General features: G+C 59.7%; 20 protein-coding genes and 1 tRNA gene. 10 read left to right on the top strand and 11 right to left on the bottom strand.

Going from position 1 to position 20,318, the window contains the following annotated elements:
- Positions 1-148: 148 nt before the first annotated feature.
- Positions 149-1,705 (top strand): hypothetical protein, encoded by a 1,557-nt coding sequence (locus ASD46_RS07305; RefSeq protein WP_035199937.1) that lies wholly within the window; start codon positions 149-151, stop codon positions 1,703-1,705.
- Positions 1,706-1,805: 100 nt separating this feature from the next.
- Here ASD46_RS07305 and rpsA read toward each other — a convergent pair whose 3' ends face one another.
- Both rpsA and cmk read right to left on the bottom strand, forming a co-directional pair.
- A complete protein-coding gene (rpsA, locus tag ASD46_RS07300) occupies positions 1,806-3,506 on the bottom strand; it encodes a 30S ribosomal protein S1 (RefSeq protein ID WP_004431908.1) in 1,701 nt (566 codons plus the stop codon).
- A 149-nt stretch (positions 3,507-3,655) separates the two neighbouring features.
- Positions 3,656-4,336 (bottom strand): (d)CMP kinase, encoded by a 681-nt coding sequence (cmk, locus tag ASD46_RS07295; protein WP_004431904.1) that lies wholly within the window; start codon positions 4,334-4,336, stop codon positions 3,656-3,658.
- A 198-nt stretch (positions 4,337-4,534) separates the two neighbouring features.
- Here cmk and ASD46_RS07290 point away from each other — a divergent pair, with 198 nt between their 5' ends.
- Together ASD46_RS07290 and ASD46_RS07285 are read left to right on the top strand one after the other, a co-directional pair.
- Positions 4,535-4,924: a TIGR02300 family protein gene (locus ASD46_RS07290; protein WP_004431900.1), complete on the top strand. Its 390-nt coding sequence runs from the start codon at positions 4,535-4,537 to the stop codon at positions 4,922-4,924.
- A 152-nt stretch (positions 4,925-5,076) separates the two neighbouring features.
- Positions 5,077-5,152, top strand: a tRNA-Ala gene (locus ASD46_RS07285).
- 71 nt (positions 5,153-5,223) lie between these two features.
- On the opposite strand, the gene ASD46_RS07280 is transcribed toward ASD46_RS07285, so the two are convergent.
- Together ASD46_RS07280 and ASD46_RS07275 are read right to left on the bottom strand one after the other, a co-directional pair.
- On the bottom strand, positions 5,224-5,724 hold the full coding sequence (locus ASD46_RS07280; RefSeq protein ID WP_025595216.1) for a hypothetical protein: 501 nt from the start codon (positions 5,722-5,724) through the stop codon (positions 5,224-5,226).
- Positions 5,725-5,795: 71 nt separating this feature from the next.
- On the bottom strand, positions 5,796-6,170 hold the full coding sequence (locus tag ASD46_RS07275) for a PAS domain-containing protein (RefSeq protein ID WP_004431894.1): 375 nt from the start codon (positions 6,168-6,170) through the stop codon (positions 5,796-5,798).
- 208 nt (positions 6,171-6,378) lie between these two features.
- Here ASD46_RS07275 and ASD46_RS07270 point away from each other — a divergent pair, with 208 nt between their 5' ends.
- The 7 genes from ASD46_RS07270 to ASD46_RS07240 all read left to right on the top strand — a co-directional run bounded on the left by ASD46_RS07270 (position 6,379) and on the right by ASD46_RS07240 (position 11,773).
- Entirely contained in the window at positions 6,379-7,281 is a 903-nt protein-coding gene (locus tag ASD46_RS07270; protein ID WP_004431893.1) for an NUDIX hydrolase, read from the top strand.
- A 69-nt stretch (positions 7,282-7,350) separates the two neighbouring features.
- Positions 7,351-8,322 (top strand): quinolinate synthase NadA, encoded by a 972-nt coding sequence (gene nadA / locus ASD46_RS07265; protein ID WP_004431880.1) that lies wholly within the window; start codon positions 7,351-7,353, stop codon positions 8,320-8,322.
- Positions 8,319-9,884, top strand: a complete 1,566-nt coding sequence (locus tag ASD46_RS07260; RefSeq protein WP_035199936.1) for an L-aspartate oxidase — start codon at positions 8,319-8,321, stop codon at positions 9,882-9,884. Before nadA ends, ASD46_RS07260 begins: the two co-directional genes overlap by 4 nt.
- A gap of 1 nt (position 9,885) precedes the next feature.
- Positions 9,886-10,743: a carboxylating nicotinate-nucleotide diphosphorylase gene (nadC, locus tag ASD46_RS07255; protein ID WP_004431875.1), complete on the top strand. Its 858-nt coding sequence runs from the start codon at positions 9,886-9,888 to the stop codon at positions 10,741-10,743.
- 135 nt (positions 10,744-10,878) lie between these two features.
- On the top strand, positions 10,879-11,130 hold the full coding sequence (locus tag ASD46_RS07250) for a GlsB/YeaQ/YmgE family stress response membrane protein (RefSeq protein WP_004431872.1): 252 nt from the start codon (positions 10,879-10,881) through the stop codon (positions 11,128-11,130).
- Positions 11,131-11,142: 12 nt separating this feature from the next.
- Positions 11,143-11,562, top strand: coding sequence for a DUF3597 domain-containing protein (locus ASD46_RS07245; RefSeq protein WP_004431862.1), 420 nt, complete (start codon positions 11,143-11,145; stop codon positions 11,560-11,562).
- Between the two features lie 22 nt (positions 11,563-11,584).
- Positions 11,585-11,773 carry a hypothetical protein gene (locus tag ASD46_RS07240; protein ID WP_004431853.1) on the top strand — a complete coding sequence of 63 codons (189 nt, stop codon included), beginning with the start codon at positions 11,585-11,587 and terminating at the stop codon, positions 11,771-11,773.
- 87 nt (positions 11,774-11,860) lie between these two features.
- Here the strand turns inward: ASD46_RS07240 and cydX are convergent, their stop codons facing one another.
- The 7 genes from cydX to ASD46_RS07205 form a co-directional block, all read right to left on the bottom strand.
- On the bottom strand, positions 11,861-11,983 hold the full coding sequence (cydX, locus tag ASD46_RS07235; RefSeq protein WP_004431852.1) for a cytochrome bd-I oxidase subunit CydX: 123 nt from the start codon (positions 11,981-11,983) through the stop codon (positions 11,861-11,863).
- A 27-nt stretch (positions 11,984-12,010) separates the two neighbouring features.
- Positions 12,011-13,168: a cytochrome d ubiquinol oxidase subunit II gene (cydB, locus tag ASD46_RS07230; RefSeq protein WP_004431850.1), complete on the bottom strand. Its 1,158-nt coding sequence runs from the start codon at positions 13,166-13,168 to the stop codon at positions 12,011-12,013.
- Between the two features lie 6 nt (positions 13,169-13,174).
- Entirely contained in the window at positions 13,175-14,752 is a 1,578-nt protein-coding gene (locus ASD46_RS07225) for a cytochrome ubiquinol oxidase subunit I (protein ID WP_004431849.1), read from the bottom strand.
- A 69-nt stretch (positions 14,753-14,821) separates the two neighbouring features.
- Complete coding sequence (cydC, locus tag ASD46_RS07220; protein WP_035199932.1) at positions 14,822-16,513, bottom strand: thiol reductant ABC exporter subunit CydC; 1,692 nt, start codon at positions 16,511-16,513, stop codon at positions 14,822-14,824.
- Positions 16,510-18,294 (bottom strand): thiol reductant ABC exporter subunit CydD, encoded by a 1,785-nt coding sequence (gene cydD, locus ASD46_RS07215; protein ID WP_035199930.1) that lies wholly within the window; start codon positions 18,292-18,294, stop codon positions 16,510-16,512. The genes cydC and cydD overlap by 4 nt, the downstream gene beginning before the upstream one ends.
- A 17-nt stretch (positions 18,295-18,311) precedes the next feature.
- The gene (locus ASD46_RS07210; RefSeq protein WP_013762080.1) at positions 18,312-18,887 is read right to left on the bottom strand and encodes a GbsR/MarR family transcriptional regulator; all 576 of its coding nucleotides are present in this window, start codon (positions 18,885-18,887) and stop codon (positions 18,312-18,314) included.
- Between the two features lie 291 nt (positions 18,888-19,178).
- Positions 19,179-20,210, bottom strand: a complete 1,032-nt coding sequence (locus tag ASD46_RS07205; protein WP_004431840.1) for an L-idonate 5-dehydrogenase — start codon at positions 20,208-20,210, stop codon at positions 19,179-19,181.
- Positions 20,211-20,318: the final 108 nt, after the last annotated feature.

Below are 20,318 nucleotides of genomic sequence, written 5' to 3'. Positions count from 1 at the left end.
GCACACGGCGCTCCCGCATGAGCGGGCGAGATGACACCTGTACATCACCGGCGCGGCAATCTTTCAACATAGGCCAAATGCGGATCAGAGAGCCAGGGACTGGCCCTTTCGCAGCCAGCGGCGGTAATCGATAGGAACGGAGCGCAGCATGTTACCGCCTGTACCGAAAATTCCGGCAGCCGATGCCGCCTATGGAGCCGCAGCCTCGCAGACGCAGCGCGGGGAGCCGAAGGAGGCCGTGCAGCCGCAGGCAAGCAATCTTGCTCCCGACAATGGCAGCAGTCTTTTCGCCAAAGCCGCAGTCACCTCTCTCGCCAGCGAATATCAGCTTTCCCGCAGCACCGCCGTTCTGGCGGAGGCGCTTGGCAAGCTGATGAACCTCCCAAGGCGCGACGGCGAAGCCATTCAAACCTATGTGATGCGTCTGACGGATGCGCTGCGCGCCCTGCCCGCACCGCAGCGCCTGGCGCTGGAACAACAGGTCAGCAAAGTCCTGCAGGGGTTGAGCCTTTCGATGCTCGCAGAAATCCTGAAACAGCCAACCGGGCCGGATGCCGCAAGGCTTGCGCTGCTGATCGAACTTTCCCGCTACAAGGGAACGGATCTTGCGGCGAAGGCGGTGGTGTCCTCTTATCAGCAGAACAATTCGGCCAATCCGGTGACCGCGCAGCCAGTGCAAGCGAGACAGCAGAACGGCCCGAGCCAGAGTGCTGACGGCCGCCCAAACCCGGCAACGACCACCACAACAACAGCACAACCGGCAACCGCCGCCGCGCCCGGCCGGCTGTTGCCTATGCTCATCGGCCCGCTTGCCCAAAGCGCCGCCGCAATAAAAGCCATGGTTGCGGCGCAGGCAGCGCCGCAAGGCCCGCAGGCCAATCTTCCCGCCCCACCTGCCGACATGTCCGACTCTCCGCACGATTCGGCAAAACCGGAAGGGAAAGCCGCCGAAAGCACCGTACGCTCGCCTCAGCCGCAAACGGGCAGCACAACAAAAGAAGCTTCGACAGATGCCCGCCCGGCAAATCCGCCACGGGCTGAGAACGCCGAGATGCGCCCTGCACTTCAGCATCGGGACACGATGAAGCTGGAGCCGAGGGAAATCCGCACTACCTTGAACCCGCCATCCGGCCAGTCCACGGCTGGCGCCAAGGATATGGAAAACTTGCTCCTTGCTGCAGTGGCCGGCAAACTTCCCGCCAAGGCCACCACCGCTGCCCAGCTTTCCGCCACGCCACCGGGCGCCGTACCGCAACCACTCGAAGAGCAGCCTGCCGAAAAAACTGCCCTCGCAGCGCCCATCCACCCGACCGGGGAGGAAACGGAGACGATTACCAACCGGCCAGAAGCCCAGCCCATGCCCCGCGCCGCTCTCGACCCGGAAGCAAGAATGGCGATGCTGGAACAAACGGCCTCGCAATCGCTGATCGCTGCAGCTCTGGCAAAAGACGGCACGCCGTTACCGCTCGTCGCATACCCACCGGCGGAAGAGGACCACGAATCGGAAACGCCGCATCGCGGGCGTGGTCCATTTTCCGAGGATGAAGCGAATGGCGAGGCGGAGGGCGAAAATCCCGACGGTCAAGACGAGATGGAAGAGCGGGTGGCCGCCAATGACGAGATTGGGGATGGGGAAAATCCGCGGACAGCGGCTTTCGACGACAGTGCGGAAAATTATTACCTCAAGATGAGTGGCATGCACTGAATTCCGCGCCGCCCATTGGCCTGTGCCACGAACACTGTAGCCAACAAAAAACCCGCCGGAAAATTCCGGCGGGTTCTTTATATCAAACGATCTCTAGCGATTATTCGCTGCGGTTCTTCAGAGCCGCACCGAGGATGTCGCCGAGCGAAGCGCCAGAGTCGGACGAACCGAACTGTGCGACGGCTTCCTTCTCTTCAGCGATTTCCAGAGCCTTGATCGAAAGCATGACCTTGCGGTCCTTCTTCGAGAAGTTGACGACGCGAGCGTCGAAAACCTGGCCAACTGCGAAACGCTCCGGACGCTGATCGTCACGATCGCGTGCGAGGTCGTTGCGGCGGATGAAGGAGGTGATGTCCTCGTGGTTGACGAGCTTCACTTCCACGCCACCGTCGTTAACGGCGATGACTTCGCACGAAACGACTGCGTTCTTGCGCAGGTCGCCGGACGTTGCGGCTTCACCGACAGCATCCTTGCCGAGCTGCTTGATGCCGAGCGAGATGCGTTCCTTCTCGACGTCAACATCGAGAACGACGGCCTTGACCACGTCACCCTTGTTGAACTCTTCGATGACCTGTTCGCCCGGACGGTTCCAGTCGAGATCCGACAGGTGAACCATGCCGTCGACATCGCCTTCGAGGCCGATGAACAGGCCGAATTCGGTCTTGTTCTTGACTTCGCCTTCGACTTCAGTGCCGGCCGGATGGCTGAAGGCAAATGCCTGCCACGGGTTTTCCAGCGTCTGCTTGAGGCCGAGCGAGATACGGCGCTTGGACGGATCGACTTCGAGAACGACAACGTCAACTTCCTGGCTCGTGGACAGGATCTTGCCGGGATGTACGTTCTTCTTGGTCCAGGACATTTCGGAAATGTGGATCAGGCCTTCGATGCCCGGCTCCAGCTCTACGAATGCACCGTAGTCGGTGATGTTCGTGACCGTACCGGAGATCTTCTTGCCAACCGGGTACTTGGCGGAGATGCCATCCCACGGATCGGACTCGAGCTGCTTCATGCCGAGCGAGATACGGTGGGTTTCCTGGTTGATGCGGATGATCTGAACCTTGACCTGCTGGCCAATGTTGAGGATTTCCGAAGGATGGTTGACGCGGCGCCATGCCATGTCGGTAACGTGCAGCAGGCCGTCGATGCCGCCGAGGTCAACGAACGCACCGTAATCGGTGATGTTCTTGACGACGCCGTCAACAACCTGGCCTTCTTCGAGGTTCTGAACGATTTCAGAACGCTGCTCGGCGCGGGACTCTTCGAGAACCGTGCGGCGCGAGACAACGATGTTGCCGCGACGCTTGTCCATCTTGAGGATTTCGAAGGGCTGCGGGTTGTGCATCAGCGGGGTAACGTCGCGGATCGGACGGATGTCGACCTGCGAACGCGGAAGGAAGGCAACGGCGCCGTCCAGATCGACGGTGAAACCACCCTTGACCTGGTTGAAGATAACGCCTTCGACGCGCTCGCCAGCTTCGAACTTGGCTTCGAGCTTGACCCAGCTTTCTTCGCGGCGAGCCTTCTCGCGCGACAGAACGGCTTCGCCGAGTGCGTTTTCGATGCGCTCGACGTAAACTTCGACTTCGTCGCCGACCTTCAGCGTGCCGTCCTTGGACTTCGCGCCGAATTCCTTCAACGGTACGCGGCCTTCAACCTTGAGGCCAACGTCGACGATGGCAACGTCCTTCTCGATTGCCGTCACGATACCCTTGGCAACATAGCCTTCGGCAAGATCGTTAGAGGCAAAGGATTCTTCGAGAAGCGCTGCGAAATCTTCGCGCGTGGGGGTAGATACTGACATGAAATCTCCTGATTGCATCCGCGCGAGAGCGAATACAAAAGCGCCGGTGGGCTAGCGTTGTTGATACCCGAACCCATGCCCGCCTTTTCAAAAGGCTTCCCGGCGCAAGGACATGTCTTCAGGCAATTCCGGACTAAACGCGGACCGATTCAAGCGGTTCCGCGAAAAACCTGTTTCTTCAGGGCGGCGTCGATAATCATCCGCGCGGCCTGAAACGCCGCCTCTATACTCATTTCCGACGTATCTAGCAAGTGCGCGTCTTCAGCCGGTTTCAACGGGCTGTCGGCTCGGCCCATGTCGCGCTCGTCGCGTTTCTTCACCTCGGCGAAAATGGCGTCGTAGTCTGCAACGCTGCCGTTGGCGACAATTTCATCATAACGCCTGCGCGCCCGCACGTCCGGCGAAGCGGTGACGTAGAGTTTCACCGGCGCATCAGGGCACACCACCGTGCCGATGTCGCGGCCATCCAGAACCGTGCCCGGTTCCTTTGCCGCAAACCGCTGCTGCGCTGTCACGAGCGCGCGCCTCACCGGCGTCATCACCGCAATCCTGGACGCCGCCTCGCCGATATCGTGCCTTGAAAGCACCGCGCGGTCGAGGCCGGCAAGGTCGAGTTGCAGCGCCACCTTTTCAGCGACTTTCTCGTCATCGAGCGACAGGCCGGCGTCAAGAAGTGCCTTGGCCGTGGCTCTGTAGGTCAGCCCGGTGTCGAGATGATGGAAACCATAGGTCTCCGCAATCTTGCGTGACAAGGTCCCTTTGCCCGCCGCAGCTGGCCCATCTATGGCAATCGTAAAGGTCATGAAGCTTTCTGCCTGTGCGTCCATCATTAATACAGTAGAGTGCGTCGGCCTCCAATCTTTATGAGCAGCCTGACATACAAGTCGCATCATGGGAGGGCGGCCTCCAAAGTTTGTCTTTGACACGAAAGACCGCAACGATTAAGGGGACCGGCTAGAAATTTTACCGTCTATGCCGGTTTTACGGCGTACACACCGAAACTCATTCGACAATTTGAGGCTTAGACAGTGGCAAAAGCGGACCTTGGTACCAAGCGCACAGACCCCGATACCGGCAAGAAGTTCTACGATCTGAACCGCGACCCGGTCGTTTCTCCCTATAGCGGCAAGTCCTGGCCGCTCTCTTTCTTTGAAGAAAGCACCGCTCAGGCAAAGCTCGAGCAGGCTGAAGAAGAAGAAGTCGCGGAAGTCGATGCCGAAAACACGGAAGTCGAACTCGTATCGCTGGAAGACGCCGACGGCGACAACAGCGGCGACGATATCCCGGACCTGGGCGACGATGACGACGACGTGGAAATCGGCGACGACGACGACACCTTCCTTGAAGCCGACGAAGACGACGATGACGACGACATGTCCGGCATCATCGGCGTACCGGGCGACGACGAAGAAGCTTGATCTTATTGGATAAACCAGCCCGGCGACAAAAAAATGAAGCCGGGCTGTTTTTTGTGCTTGCACTCTTCGATTAGCCGAAGTAGTAAGCCGCCACCGAACGGAACAACAGCCGCTTCGGTTCCCGGAACCGGACGAAATGCCGGAACCCTTATGGGGCTATAGCTCAGCTGGGAGAGCGCTTGCATGGCATGCAAGAGGTCAGCGGTTCGATCCCGCTTAGCTCCACCAAACCTTCTAAAATACAAATTTCTATCGTCCAGCACGGGCGTTCGTGCGGCATTGTCTGTTCTTCGCGTTGACTATTGCAAGAGCGCCCGCACATCCTGCCCGTTGATCCGACATTCCACCGACGGAACGCCGCCGCCTTCTTCCAGCACCCGGCATTCCAGATATTTGCCGCGCAGGCGGTTCTCCAGCGCCTTGAAGGCGTTCAGGCCGCAGGCATAACGGCGGCCGTCAGGTCCGGCGCAAACCCGGTTGCGGTCGATGTCTTCCACGCCGGCGAGGCGGAACTCCTGTCCTTTGAAGGTGAAGCGATTGTTGGACGCAACGCGCAGGCGCTGATCCGCATATATTTTCAGGGGGTATGGATCGGGCGGGGTCGGAATACGCTCATAATTCTGATGGCGGGGATCGACCCTGACCGGAGAGGTCGTCCACAGCGTTTCCGTGTTTGCGGAGAGGCCAGTCGCTGGATATGCCGCCTCGCCATTCATGAGCGAGGCGATGCGGATGCCGGCTATACCAAGCCCCGTGACCAGCACGATCTGAAACAGCAAAATGAAAACCTGCCGAACCATGTCACCGCACATCAAAACAATCGACAAGAAATAGATCGGCGTTTTTCAAGACAGACCGAACGCGATAAATATTACATCAATAAAATCTTGCGCGAGGTGATGTCTCGCACCGTGCCCATCGCCATGATTGGAATGCGGTCACCATCAAGGATAACCCTGCCCGTTGTCCGCAGCCAGCGAAAATCGCCGGATTTGAGTTCGATGCGGTATTGCTGATCATAGAACACGCCGTTCGTCAGCGAGTTGTAAACCGCCTTGGCCACGCGCGCGCGCGAGCCGCTTTCGATCTGATCTATGAAATCCTCCACGGGAATGCCGCGGGCGGCTTTCTCTTCGGAAAATTCGCGCAGGCGAGCCGCCACAGCATCCAGATAAACCAGATTCTGTCCCACGTTCCAGGTGTAATAACCCACAAGTGTTTCTTCGAGATATATATCCTCTAACATCGGCCTTCTACATTATGGATGCTTTTGACGCGGGTCTTAACATAAAGGACGATACGCGACTAACCACAAGCACTTATTCTTTTGTCTGATCGCTACGTAAAGTTTTACATGCGCGGCGGCATCCGCGTTTCCCCGCCCGCTTGTTGGCGAACAGGCATTCCTGTGCCAAAGAAGGTCGATACCGACGCCATCTACCAGAGGAGCCGCCGTGACCATAGGGCTTGCCCACGCCGAACTCATCGCCGTCGTCACCGCCATCACCACGGACGAGCCGCGGGTAATGACCGTGCGGGCGGGCGCGGCACTTCCATCAGGGCCGTTTGAATTCGGACACAGGACGCTTCAGAGCGGGTTGAGAGAGTGGATACACGAACAGACACATCATCCCGTCGGCTATCTCGAACAACTCTACACCTTCGCCGACCGGGACCGCAACAATGACATTCTTGGCGGAAGAACCATATCGATCGGTTATCTCGGGCTGGTTCGCGAACAGGAGCCGCCCGGCAATGGCCGCCCTATCTGGCATGGCTGGTACGAGTATTTTCCTTGGGAAGACCATCGGCAGGGCCGGCCGGCGGTTCTGGACACAATCATCGAGAAGCTGCGCTGCTGGGCGGATTCCGACCCTGCCTGCAAAGGCCAGCGCCATTTACGCGCCGACTTCACCTTCGGCCTTGATGGCGGCGGCTGGAACGAGGAACTGACACTTCAGCGCTACGAATTGCTCTATGAGGCCGGACTGGTCGAAGAAGCCCAGAGTGAGCCTCGGATCAATTTCGGCAGACCGATGTTTGCCGATCACCGTCGCATTCTTGCCACCGGCATCGCGCGCCTCCGGGCTAAGATTAAATACCGGCCTGTAGTTTTCGAACTGATGGCCGACGCTTTCACCCTGCTGCAATTGCAGCGCGCGGTGGAGGCGCTCGCCGGTCTGACGCTGCACAAGCAGAACTTCCGCCGGCTGATAGAACAGCAACAGCTGGTGGAAGAAACTGGCGACATGGCGACCGAAACCGGCGGACGCCCTGCAAAGCTCTTCCGATTCCGCCAGACCGTTGTGGATGAACGCGCCCTTTCCGGAACCAAACTGCCACTCTCCCGCAATTGACATATGCTCACAATGAGTATATCTGTTTGCCGTAGATATACTCAAATAGAGTATAAATGGGAGAGTGCCGTGAACGAACAGATATCTGCCGCAAGCCTTTACGACCGCGTCAGCCGCGTCATTCCCAAGGCGGAATGGATGGGTTTTCAGGATGATGTGGAGGCGATCCTCGATCTGAAGCGCAGGCGCAACGCCGTCATCCTCGCCCATAATTACCAGACGCCGGAAATCTTCCACGGCGTTGCCGATATCGTTGGCGACAGCCTCGCCCTTGCGCGCAAGGCAATGGAAGTAGAAGCGGATGTGATCGTTCTCGCCGGCGTGCATTTCATGGCCGAGACGGCAAAGCTGCTAAATCCGGGAAAAACCGTGCTTATTCCGGATATGGCCGCCGGCTGCTCGCTCGCCGATTCCATCACGCCCGAAGACATCGCACTTCTACGCAAGGCCTATCCCGGCGTTCCTGTCGTCACTTACGTGAACACGTCGGCGGCGGTGAAGGCGGCTTCCGACATATGCTGCACCTCCGGCAATGCCCGCCAGGTGGTGGAATCGCTCGGCGTGCCGCGCGTGCTGATGCTGCCGGACGAATATCTGGCGAAGAATGTAGCGCGGGAGACCAATGTCGAACTCATCGCATGGCGCGGCCATTGCGAGGTGCATGAGCTTTTCACCGTCGACGACATCAGGGAATTGCGCGAAAGCCATCCCGGCATCACCGTTCTCGCGCATCCCGAATGTCCGCCCGATGTCGTTGAGGCCGCAGATTTTTCCGGCTCGACCGCTGTCATGTCGGACTACGTCGGCCGGGAAAGACCGGCCCGCGTGGTGCTTTTGACGGAATGCTCGATGAGCGACAATGTCGCCGTGCATCATCCCGATGTTGAATTCATCCGCCCCTGCAACCTCTGCCCGCACATGAAGCGCATCACGCTCGGCAATATCCGCACAGCGCTTGAAGAAAACCGCCACGAGGTGACAATCGATCCGGCTGTTGCGGTCGCCGCCCGCCGCGCGGTGGAAAGGATGCTGGCGGTATGAGTGAGGCTCTGTCGCAATATGCAGGCAGGACGGTCATCGTCGGCAGCGGTATTGCCGGCCTGATGGCAGCATTGACGCTCGCACCGCAACCGGTCCTGCTTCTGACCCGCGGCGCGCTCGGTGGCGAAACGTCCAGCGCCTGGGCGCAGGGCGGCATTGCTGCAAGCCTTGGCGCTGACGACAGCACTGCACTGCATCTTGCCGATACGCTCGCCGCAGGCGACGGCCTCTGTGACGCGGCTATGGCAGCAGATATCGTCTCCACCGCCCCCGCAGTCATCGATGCCCTGGAACTAGCCGGAGTTCGTTTCGACCGCGATGCACAAGGCAGGCTCGTTTTCGGGCTGGAAGCCGCCCATGGCCGCCGGCGCATCCTGCATGCCGAAGGTGATGGCTCGGGCGCGGCCATTGTGAGGGCTCTTGCAGCCGCCGTTCTCAACACGCCGTCCATCGCAGTCCTGGAAGGTGCGGAGGTGCGCCGGCTGCTGACAGAAGGCGGGGCCATAGCCGGTCTCATCTGCGCCGGGCAAAAGGGCAGCTTTGTTCTGCCGGCCACAAACGTCATTCTTGCGACCGGTGGCCTCGGCGGGCTGTATGAGGCCACCACCAATCCCACCGGCAATTTCGGACAGGGGATCATGCTCGCCGCGCGCGCCGGAGCCATCCTCACTGATATGGAATTCGTCCAGTTCCACCCAACGGCGCTTTCCTCTCCCCGGCGGCCGCTGGCTCTGGTCAGCGAGGCGGTGAGGGGCGAAGGTGCCGTTCTTCTCAATGAAAGCGGCGAGCGTTTCATGGCGACCGTTCCGGGTGCAGAACTTGCCTCCCGCGATATTGTCGCCCGCGCCATCGACCGGGAAATCCTGCGCGGCGGCAAAGTCTTTCTCGATGCCCGCAAGGCGATCGGCAGCGGTTTTTCGGCGCGTTTCCCGTCAATCGACCTGCTATGCCGCGAGGCTGGTATAGACCCCGCCCGCGAACTCGTGCCCGTCCGTCCCGCCGTGCACTACCACATGGGCGGCGTCGCCACGGATGGTAATGGCCGTAGTTCCGTGCCGGGCCTATGGGTTGCGGGCGAAACCGCCTGCACCGGTCTTCACGGGGCCAATCGGCTGGCCAGCAACTCCCTGCTGGAGGCGGCTGCCATGGGCATGCGTGCGGCAAAAGATATTGCCGCCCGACCGGCATCAAAACGGGTGACAGCTGTCACGCCATTCGCAACGCCTGTTCTTTCGGCAGCAGACCCGTCTATCGTCAGGCCCATCGTCTCCCGCCATCTCGGCATCGCCAGGCATGAAGCGGGGTTGATCAGCGCGATCAGCGAACTTCTCCCACTGGCCGAACAGAACGGCCCGGCATCCGATCCCGCCATCGTCGGGCTCGCAATCGCCGTCTTCGCCGCCTTGCGAAGAGAATCGCGCGGGGCCCATTTCCGTAACGATTTCCCGGAAAAGGACGCGACCGCCACAAGGCGCAGGCTTTGCCTGTCCGATGTCATCGCCATTGCCCATGACCTCTCATCGTCCAATCTTTTTTCTTCCAGCATTGCGCGGAGCGCCTGACATGACCCTCACCCCTCTGCCACGCATTATCGTGGAGCCGCTTGTCCGCAACGCCCTTCTGGAAGACCTGGGTCTGGCGGGCGACATCACGTCCGCCGCAGTCATCCCCGCTGATCATCGCTCAGTCGTCGTCATGGCGGCGCGTGAACCGGGTGTCATCGCAGGTCTTGATGCCGCAGAACTGGCTTTCCAGTTGGTGGACCCGACAATCGTGATGAGGCGGCAGGTGCAGGATGGCGCGGCGGTCGCTCCGGGCGATATTATCGCGACGATCGAGGGTCCCTCGCGCGGTCTTTTGACGGCGGAGCGCACCGCCCTTAATTTTCTCGGCCATCTCTCAGGCATCGCGTCCGTCACCGCTACAATTGCTGCCGCCATCTCCGGCACCAGAGCCTCGGTTGCCTGCACCCGCAAAACGACGCCGGGCCTCAGGGCGCTGGAAAAATATGCCGTGCGCGCCGGCGGCGGCATGAACCACCGTTTTGCCCTTTATGATGCTGTTCTCATCAAGGACAACCACATCGCCGTAGCCGGCGGCGTGCGTGACGCTATCCGCAGCGCCAAGGCGGGTGTCGGACATCTGGTCAAGATCGAGGTCGAGGTCGATACGCTCTTGCAATTGCGCGAAGCGATGGAGGAAGGGGTCGATGCGGTTCTACTCGACAACATGCCGCCGGAACAGCTGCGCGAGGCGGTGCAGATCGTCGCCGGACGCGCCATAACCGAGGCCTCCGGACGCATCACCCCTCAAACCGCAGCAGCCATTGCAACAACCGGCATCGATCTCATCTCCGTCGGCTGGCTGACCCACAGCGCGCCGGTTCTGGATATCGGGCTGGACTTTCAAAGCCAAAGCTGACGAAAGCAAGGAGACCGGAACAAAATCCTCGATTGACCGTTAATTCCCTGCCTGGGGTCAAGAGGCGGGGGGATCAGTGCGCGCAAAAGCCTGTCCATATGCCTGCGGACCTCTCTCACAAAGGAAAGGCCTGTTATGGAAGACGCACAAATCGGCTGGATTGCAGCAATCATCATCGGCGGCGTAGCCGGTTGGCTTGCCGAACAGTTCATGAAAAGCAACATGGGTCTTTTCATGAACATAATTCTCGGCATCGTTGGCGCCATCGTCGCCAATTTCCTGCTTGGGCTTGTGGGCATTTCGCTCGGAGGCTGGATTGGATACCTTATCGCCGGTTTCATCGGCGCATGCATTCTCATTGCCATCGGGCGCGCATTTCGCCGATAGAGGGAGGACACAATGAGCTTTTTCGACAAGATCAAGAACGCGATTTTTGGCAAGGCAGAGGCTGCACCGCAGACTTCGGCGCCAGCTGGCGCGCCCACGACAGGCGCAAGCCCGGCCGCTCCGGCTCAGCCAGCAGCACCAGCACCGACAGCCGCTGCTCCGGCATCCACCGGCAGCGTCGATGTCGCCTCCATTCTGGACGCGGCGGTCAAGCAGAACGGGCAGAAACTCGACTGGAAACATTCGATCGTCGATCTTCTGAAAGCGCTCGATCTGGACAGCAGCCTAACCGCTCGCAAGGAACTGGCAAGCGAACTCGGCTATACCGGTGATACCTCGGACTCAGCCACAATGAACATCTGGTTGCACAAGGCTGTCATCAAGAAGCTGTCTGAAAACGGCGGCAAGGTTCCGGCAGAACTTCTGCATTGAACCAGTGACCGGGAGAACCGCGATGGACGACTATTCAAACTTGCGAGAGCAGATCGGCCAGGACCTCGACACCCTGCACAGGACAGAGAATCCGAAATCGATTTTCGAGATTGCCGACGACTATCTTCTGGGAAACCCAAATCTGAAGAGAGCGCTGGTCGAAGACATCATCAAGGAAGAAGCGGACAAGCGCGGCATCGCGATCCACTGAAACCGCGCGTGTCAATCGCGGCGATTTCTACAAGAAGGGCGGCATCCAGATAGGACGCCGCCCTTTTTTGCCCCGTGCCCCGAAGCGTTATTTTTCCGGCTTGGCCCCGGCCTTTCTGGCGTTTTCTTCCATCAGCTCATACCACATGGCGTTCATGACGGCGAAAATAGCGGCGAGAGGCAGGCCGAGCAGCCAGGCGAAATACCACATGTTCGATCTCCTTGTATTTGTTCGATATTAATAAGCGTGGCCGCTGTCTTCACGGATCGCCTTTTCATCCACCTTGCCCCACAGCACGCGATAGACCCATGAGGTGTAAGCGACGATGATGGGGATGAAAATGAGGGCGACGACCAGCATGATGAACAGCGTCATATGGCTCGACGATGCGTCCCAGACCGTCAGGCTCGATTTCGGATCGATCGAAGAGGGCAGGATGAAGGGAAACATCGTCAGACCGACCGTCGAGATGATGCCGAATATGGCAAGCGAACTGGAAAGCAGCGCCAGCACCTCACGCCCGCCCCTTAACAACAGGAAGGCGACGAGCGGGAAGGCAAGACCGAGCGCCGGTGCCAGCATCATCCATGGATGGGCCGCGTAATTCGCAAACCAGACGCCGCTTGCAACCTCGACCGTCTTTGACAACGGATTGGACGGACCGTCGGTCACGACTTCCGAGGTGAAGCGATACCCGTCGATACCGAGCCACAACAATACGCCACCAAGCGCAAAGAGAACTGTGGTGGCAAGTGCTGCAATGCTGCCGAAACTGCGGGCACGCGCAGCGACCGGCCCTTCGGTCTTCAGCACCAGCCAGGCCGCACCATGCATCACCAGCATGCAAACGGAAACGAGGCCGCAAAGGATTGCGTAAGGGTTGAGAAGCTCGAACAAAGTCGTGCCGTCGTAAAAAATCCTGAGGTCATCGTTGAAGCGGAAGGGTACGCCCTGCAGCACATTGCCGATCGCCACACCGAAAATCAGGGCGGGAACAAAGCCACCGACAAACAGCGCCCAATCCCAGGTATTGCGCCATGTCGTACTCTCGCGCTTGGAGCGGTATTTGAACCCCACCGGCCGCAGGATCAGCGCAAATAGTGTGGCGAACATCGCCAGGTAAAAACCTGAAAACGACACCGCATAAAGCGGCGGCCACGCGGCGAAGATGGCGCCGCCACCAAGGATGAGCCAGACCTGATTGCCTTCCCATACCGGGCCGATGGAATTGATGACGACACGCCGCTCGAGATCCGTTTTCGCGACGAAAGGCAGCAGCGCGCCCGTGCCAAGATCGAAACCGCCGGTCACGGCAAAACCGATCAGCACCACGCCAAGCAGCAGCCACCAGATGACGCGGAGGACTTCGTAGTCGATGAGTTGATGCAATATCATGATCGTTTACTCCGCAGCGACGAGTTTTTCAGGAACGAGCGGCGCTTCCGGCTCGTGATCCGGATCCGGCCCCTTGCGGATCGCCTTCAGCATCAGCCCCATTTCGACGATGAACAGCACCGTATAGATGGCGATGAAGCAGAGAAGCGTAATCAGAACCGTTGAAGCGCTGAGGCTGGAGACGGCGGCGGCCGTCGGCAGCACGCCTTCGATGATCCATGGCTGACGGCCGAATTCCGCGACCACCCAGCCCATTTCCGCAGCAATCCACGGCAGCGGAATGGCGAAGACGGCCACCTTCAGCAAGAACGGATAGTGATCCAGCCGGCGGCGGGCGGAGAGATAAAAGAAGGTTGCCGTCAACAGGATGAAGAATATGCCGAGACCGACCATGATGCGGAACGCCCAGAACAGCGTCGGCACATGCGGGATGGTATCGGCGGCGGCCTTGGCAATCTGCTCCTCCGTCGCCTGGCGCGGATCGTCGACATAACGTTTCAGCAACAGGGCGTAACCAAGCTCGTGGCCGAGCTCCGCAAAGGTGCCACGCACCTCTTCGGGCAGTTCCGCGCCCTTGCCGGTGGCACGTATCTGCATCAGCGCATCATAGGCCTTGATGCCATCGCGGATGCGGGTCTTTGCGAGTTCCACCAGATCGTTGATACCGGGGATTTCCGTGTCCAGCGAGCGCGTGCCGATAAGGCCCATCACCCACGGAATTTTCACGGCGAAATGCGTCTCCCGGGCTTCCTGATCAGGAAAACCGATGGCAGTAAAGGGGGCGGGTGCTGGTTCCGTTTCCCACATGGCTTCGATCGAGGCGAGCTTCATCTTCTGGTGTTCGGTCGAAAGATAACCGCTTTCATCACCCAGCACGACGACCGACAGTGCAGCAGCCAGGCCGAAAGAAGCTGCAACCGTCATAGACCGCTTGGCGAGATCGACATGGCGGCCTTTCAGCACGTACCAGGCGGAAACGCCGAGCACGAAGATGGAGGCAGTGACATAACCCGCAGAAACCGTGTGCACGAACTTCGCCTGGGCGACCGGGTTCATCAGCACCGCGAAGAAATCCGTCACCTCCATGCGCATGGTCTGGGGGTTGAAAGCCGATCCCGTCGGGTTCTGCATCCAGCCATTGGCGATCAATATCCACAACGCCGAGAAGTTCGAGCCGATCGCCACGCACCATGTTGCGATGAGATGGCCGAGCTTGGACAGCTTGTCCCAGCCGAAAAAGAACAGACCGACAAAGGTGGCTTCCAGAAAGAAAGCCATCATCCCTTCGATCGCCAGCGGCGCACCGAAGATATCGCCGACATAGTGGCTGTAATAACTCCAGTTCATGCCGAACTGGAATTCCATGACGATGCCGGTGGAAACACCAAGCACGAAGTTGATGCCGAACAATGTACCCCAGAATTTCGTCATCTGCCGCCAGATGGTGCGGCCGGTCATGACATAGACCGTTTCCATGATGGCGATCACCACGGACAGTCCGATCGTCAGGGGAACGAATAGAAAGTGATATAAAGCGGTAACAGCGAATTGCAGGCGCGATAGCGCCACGATGTCGAGTTCCATGTTTTTACCCCACCTTTCAGGAAAGGCCGGCCTTCTGTTACGAAACGGCGCCGGCCCTGAAAAAATCACTCAGTCCGGACGCAATGTTTGCAGCATTACGTCGTATTCCGGGGTGCCGCTTTGACATTGATCAAGTTGGCGCCCCTCTCTCAGCACGATGATGCGATCGGCAAATTCCGCCTCACGGCGATTGTGGGTTATCATCACGACAGTCTTGCCTTCCGCCCTCGCAAACAGCCGGCCGAGCACGTCACGGGCGGTTTCGCCGTCCAGCCCTTCCGTCACCTCGTCGAGAAGCCAGAGTGGTTTGTCGCGTAGAAGGAAACGGGCAAGGGCGAGCCGTCGTGACTGACCGCCGGATAGACCCTGCCCCGCCTCGCCAAGTCTCGTATCCAGCCCTGCGGCGAGGGTTTTGACATGCTCGCCAAGGCCTGCCGATTGAAGGGCATCCCACAGTTCACGCTCGGTCGCGGCAGGTTTTGCCAGCCTCAGATTATCAGCGATGCTGTCTCGAAAAAGCTGACTTCTCTGCGTCATGAGCGAGCAAGGCAAAGCGCTGACCCTGCCCGCCGCCGGTTGCACTTCACCAGCCAGAAGCTGGATGAGGCTGGTCTTGCCCGCACCGCTCGGCCCGATAATCGCAATCGTCTCTCCGGCGGCGATTGCAAGGTTGATATTCGTCAGGACAGGATTTTCGTTCCCATCCCGCTCCAGCCGCACACCATCCAGCTCAGCCACCAGGCCCATGGCAGGCACGCGCGGACAGTTGGCGGCTGCTTCAGCGGAAAGACGCGGCGCAATGCGTCTTGCCGAAAAAAGCGTGCGCCCGAGTTCCATTGCTCCACGGCGCAGCGCCGTGAAGGGCTCCAGCGCGGCGAAACAGACAAGCAGGCCGAGGGCGGCAGTCGGCGCGGTCACAACGTCCTGCTCCGCAAGCCAGGCCATGCCGAGGAGAGCCGCACTCAAAAGAACCGCCGCTGAGATGCCGAATGAAAAACCGGCATTGGTTTCGATCCGGTTCAAGCGGTCATCGCAGGCGAGCAGATAATTGTCGGCCCGTTCAATCGCCGCAACCTGCGCGGAGAGACGGGCAGTCGTGAGCAATTCCACCTGTCCGTTGACCAAGTCCGCCGTGCGGGCACGAAGCGCTTCAAGCCCGATTGCCCGGCGACGCGCAAATTTTTCCGCCGTCAACGCCGAGCGCACTGAAATGCCAAGACCCGCCGCAATGAGGAAGAGGGCCGCCAGAACGCCCGCAAGCGGATTGAGGAGGGCAAGACCGATGCCTGTTGCGATTGCGGCGAGGATTGCGACGGCGGCGGGTACCAGCACGCGCAGATAAAGCGAATCCAGCGCATCGATATCCGCAGTCAGCCGGTTCAGCAGGCGGGCGGGCCTCGCCTCCAGATGTTTCGCCGCCTGCGGTGCGGCAAAGCCACGAAACAGCTTTTCGCGAAGCGCTGCAAGCACGGACAGCGTCGCCTCATGGGTGGTCATGCGTTCGCCATAACGGGCAGCGGTGCGTGACAACGCCAGCAGACGGATGGCCGCCGATGGCGCAAAGACGTCGAAAGCATAGGCCGTCGCGGGGACCAGACCGGCAATCGCGGTCGCAGTAATGAACCAGCCGGAAACGCCGAGAAGGCCTATACCCGCCAGCACCGTGGTTGCTGCCAGAACCGCGCCAACGAGCAGCATGCCGCGACGCGCCGACCAGAACAGGGAAATAACAGGTTTCAATATCGCAAAACGCGCGATCATGACTGCCCCCTCGAATGGATCGTCGTCATATCCACGACCCTGTCCATGCGCGCGGCGAGCACAGGATCATGGGTTGCGACGATCAATGTCCTGCCTTTTGCGAGTTGCAGCAGGTTTTCGGTGACGAGCGCAGCCGTCTCCCGGTCAAGATGCGCTGTCGGTTCATCGACCAGCACAAGCTGCGTCGCCGGATCGGCGAAAGCACGCGCAATGGCGAGGCGCACCGCCTCCCCGCCCGAAATACCGTAGCCGCCGTCTCCTATAGGCAGATGCCGGCGTGCTTTCGACAATGCATCCAGCCCGGTGCAGCGCAGCGTCTCATCAACCATACCTTCGCTGACACCGGCGCGGCCAAAGCGAATGTTCGCCTTCAGGGAACCGGCAAAAAAGAACGGCTTCTGGCTGACCCAGCCGATTGTCTTGCGCAGTCCATCGGCAGTCGCATGACCAAGCGTTACGCCCCCGATCCCTATTGTACCGCCGTCAGCCTCGGCCAAGCCGGCAATCAAGGAGAGTACAGTGGATTTACCACAACCGGAAGGCCCAAGAATCGCAACTGTCTCGCCTGACTGGACCGTAAGATTTAGATTCCGAATGGCAGGCGGAGCATTCGGATAGGCGAAGGAGAGATTAGCCAACTCCACCAGACCGGGCGTCGGAAAAGGGGCCATTGCGACCTCCTTACCCTCACCCACGATGGCTTTGCCAGCCCGCGTCAATGTGTCGAGCGCGCCCAGCGCCGCCTCGCCGGCTGCGCGGTCGTGCCAGACGGCGGACAACTCCCGCAGCGGTTCGAAAAAGGCAGGCGCCAGAAGCAGGATGAACAGCCCCTCGGCAAGTGTCAGCTTCTCGCCCCACGCGCCGAAATCGAGAAAACCGAGCAGATGGAAACCGATATAAACGGCTGTCATGGCAACGCCGAGGGCAGCGAAAAGCTCCAGCACCGCCGAGGACAGAAAGGCGATCCGCAGGACAGCCATCGTCCGCTTCTTGAGGTTCTCTGCGTCCGTCCGCAGGCGTCCAGCGGTCAGATCAACGGCTTCCAGTGCGCGGATCGTTTCCAGGCCACGCAGGCGATCGAGCAGGAAAGCATTCATGTTGCCGGTCTCGGCCAGCTGCTTTTCACTGGCAGCCTTCGCCTGCCAGCCGATCAGCGCCATGAAAAGCGGGATAGTGGGCATGGAAAGCAACAGAACAAGCGCCGCAATCCAGGTAAATGGCAGGATTGCCAGCACGAAAACCAAGGGGACAATGGTAGCTTTCATCCGCGCAGGCTGGAACCTGGAAAGATAAGGTACCAGCGCTTCGGCTGCCTCTGCGATAACGCTTGCCGCCTCGCCGGAGGCCGTACGCGCCAGATCAAGCGGCGACACCTCCGCAACGGCATGAAGCGCTTGCAGCCGCCGCCGCGAAAGGGCGGCACGCGCGGCGCGAAACGACAGTCTCGCAGCAACTTTTTCCAGCCATGCCTTGAGGAGACCGAGAATGAGAACAGCCACGGCCGCCGGCAGGATCGCCGTCATCGGCGCACCGTCGGCAATATTTCCGACCGAAAATGCAAGCAAACCCGCCTGGGGCAACCAGAGCAGAGCCGGCAGGACATGCAGCAGGGCGACCGATCTTCCTACCGCGGGTGCCTTCGCGAGTTCCGCCGTACCGACACCCTTGTCATTGGCGGATTTACCGAAGAAGCGCCGCCGTGCCTTGTCGGGAGAGACCGCCGCTGGAACTGGACAGTCTGCATCATCGCCATTGGCGGATTGCCGGATTTCTGCGGACATGCTCACGGACGATCTCCTCACCTGTCCTTCTTGGCACGGGGTCTGGCAAGAGAGACGATCTTGTCCTTGGCCTCCAGAAGCTTCGTGACCTTCGAGCCGAGTGCCAGAAGCGAAGCCAACCGCTCCGTCTCCAGCTTCTTCACATCGTCATACCAGCCGGTGAGCTGCTCGATCAGCGTTTTCATCTCATCGATGCGCTTCTGCGCATGCCGCTCCTCTTCGTTTTCCGGCTTCTCCATCAGGATTTCACGAAGCACGCTGAGTGTCGGGTCGATCTCGCGCTTCTTGCGCTCTTCGGCAAGGGTGCGCAGAATTTGCCACACATCCTCCGGCGTCGTGAAAAAATCGCGCCGGTCGCCGGGGAAATGCTTGAGAATTGCAAGGTTCCACGCCTGAAGCTCCTTCAGGCTCATCGACACATTGGAACGGGAAATGCCGAGCGACTCGACAATGTCGTCCGCGCAGAGCGGCTTCGGCGAGATGTAAAGCAAAGCATAGACCTGGCCGACCGTGCGGTTGATGCCCCAGCGGCTGCCCATCTCGCCGAAATGCAGCACGAAGGACTGAACGAGCGGAGAAAGATTGGTGGGCATTTCTTTGCTTCCTGTATTTTCAGTAATTTCTGAAATTTCGATAAAGCAAAAAATGGCAATCGGCAAATCACCTTTTTGACCTGCGTCAAAATGTGCAAATCAGAAGAGGCAGCGACTGCCGGGGATCAGGGCTGCGCCCTCTGGTACACTTTCCCGGCCCGCGATGCACGAAATGATATCGATAACATCAAAGACGTCTTGTTGTAGATGGAAGCGCGCGCATGAAAAATCGGCGGCGGATTAATCCACCGCCGATCAAGACGTCGACAAACCGGCGTGCGCAACAGGCGCTTACGAAAAAGCGATCTGCACCTTCATGGCGCGGCTGCGGTCGGAGGCAAATTCGAAGGCCGAGATGGCGTCATCGAGGTCCACCGTCTGGGTGATGAACGGCTTGACGTCGATCAGGCCTTTGCGCATCAGTTCGACGCCCGTCGCGAATTCCTCGTGGAACCGGAAAGAGCCGCGCAGATCGAGTTCCTTGGCAGTAATCGCCATCATCGGCAGGCTCATATCGCCACCAAGGCCAAGCTGGACGATGATGCCGCGCGGACGCAACGCCGTAATCCCGCCCGCCAGTGCAACGGCGGCACCGGAGCATTCATAGAGAACGTCGAAGGTTCCCTTGTTCGCGCCGTACGCCGCCAGCGCATCAGGCTCATCCTTGCTGTTTATGACGCGGTCCGCGCCCGCTTCCCGCGCCTTGGCAAGCGTGAAGTCCGAAAGATCGGTCGCGACGATTTCAGCGGCACCGGCACGGCGGGCAGACAGGATGGAGAGAATGCCGATGGGGCCGCAGCCGGTGACGAGCACGCGTTTTCCGAGCAAATCGCCGGCGCGGCGGGTGGCATGCAGCGTTACCGCCAGCGGTTCCGCCATAGCTGCCTCACCGGCACTCAAACCGTCGGCCGGAACGCATTGCAGGGCATCCGCGATGAGAACCTCGCGGAAAGCGCCCTGAATATGCGGAAACGGCATGGCGCTGCCATAAAAGCGCATGTTGAGGCACTGATTGTGCAGGCCTTCCTGGCAAAAGCGGCAGGTCCTGCACGGACGGGACGGCGAAACCGCGACCAGACCGCCAACCTTCAGCCCTTCGACGCCCTCGCCCAGCTCCTCAACAATGGCGGAGACCTCATGTCCCAGCACCATTGGTTCGCGAAGCCGTACCGCGCCGAAACCACCGTGATTGTAATAGTGAAGATCGCTGCCGCAAATCCCGCCCCGAGCCAGACGAAGACGCACTTCTCCTGCCCCCGGCGCCTCCTCCGGCCTCTCCTCGATGCGTACATCCTTTGCCCCGTGGGCGACAATCGCTCTCATAAATATCTCCCGTTCGATATCGCGCCTTAAACGGCGCAACAAAATAATCCCTATCCCAATCATTGCCGCCGCCCTGCAGCCTCCCCGCGCGCATGTTGCGTACCGGAA

Source organism: Rhizobium sp. Root491 (assembly GCF_001427205.1).
Lineage (GTDB): Bacteria > Pseudomonadota > Alphaproteobacteria > Rhizobiales > Rhizobiaceae > Agrobacterium > Agrobacterium tumefaciens.
This window is presented reverse-complemented; position numbering and strand designations above follow the sequence as displayed.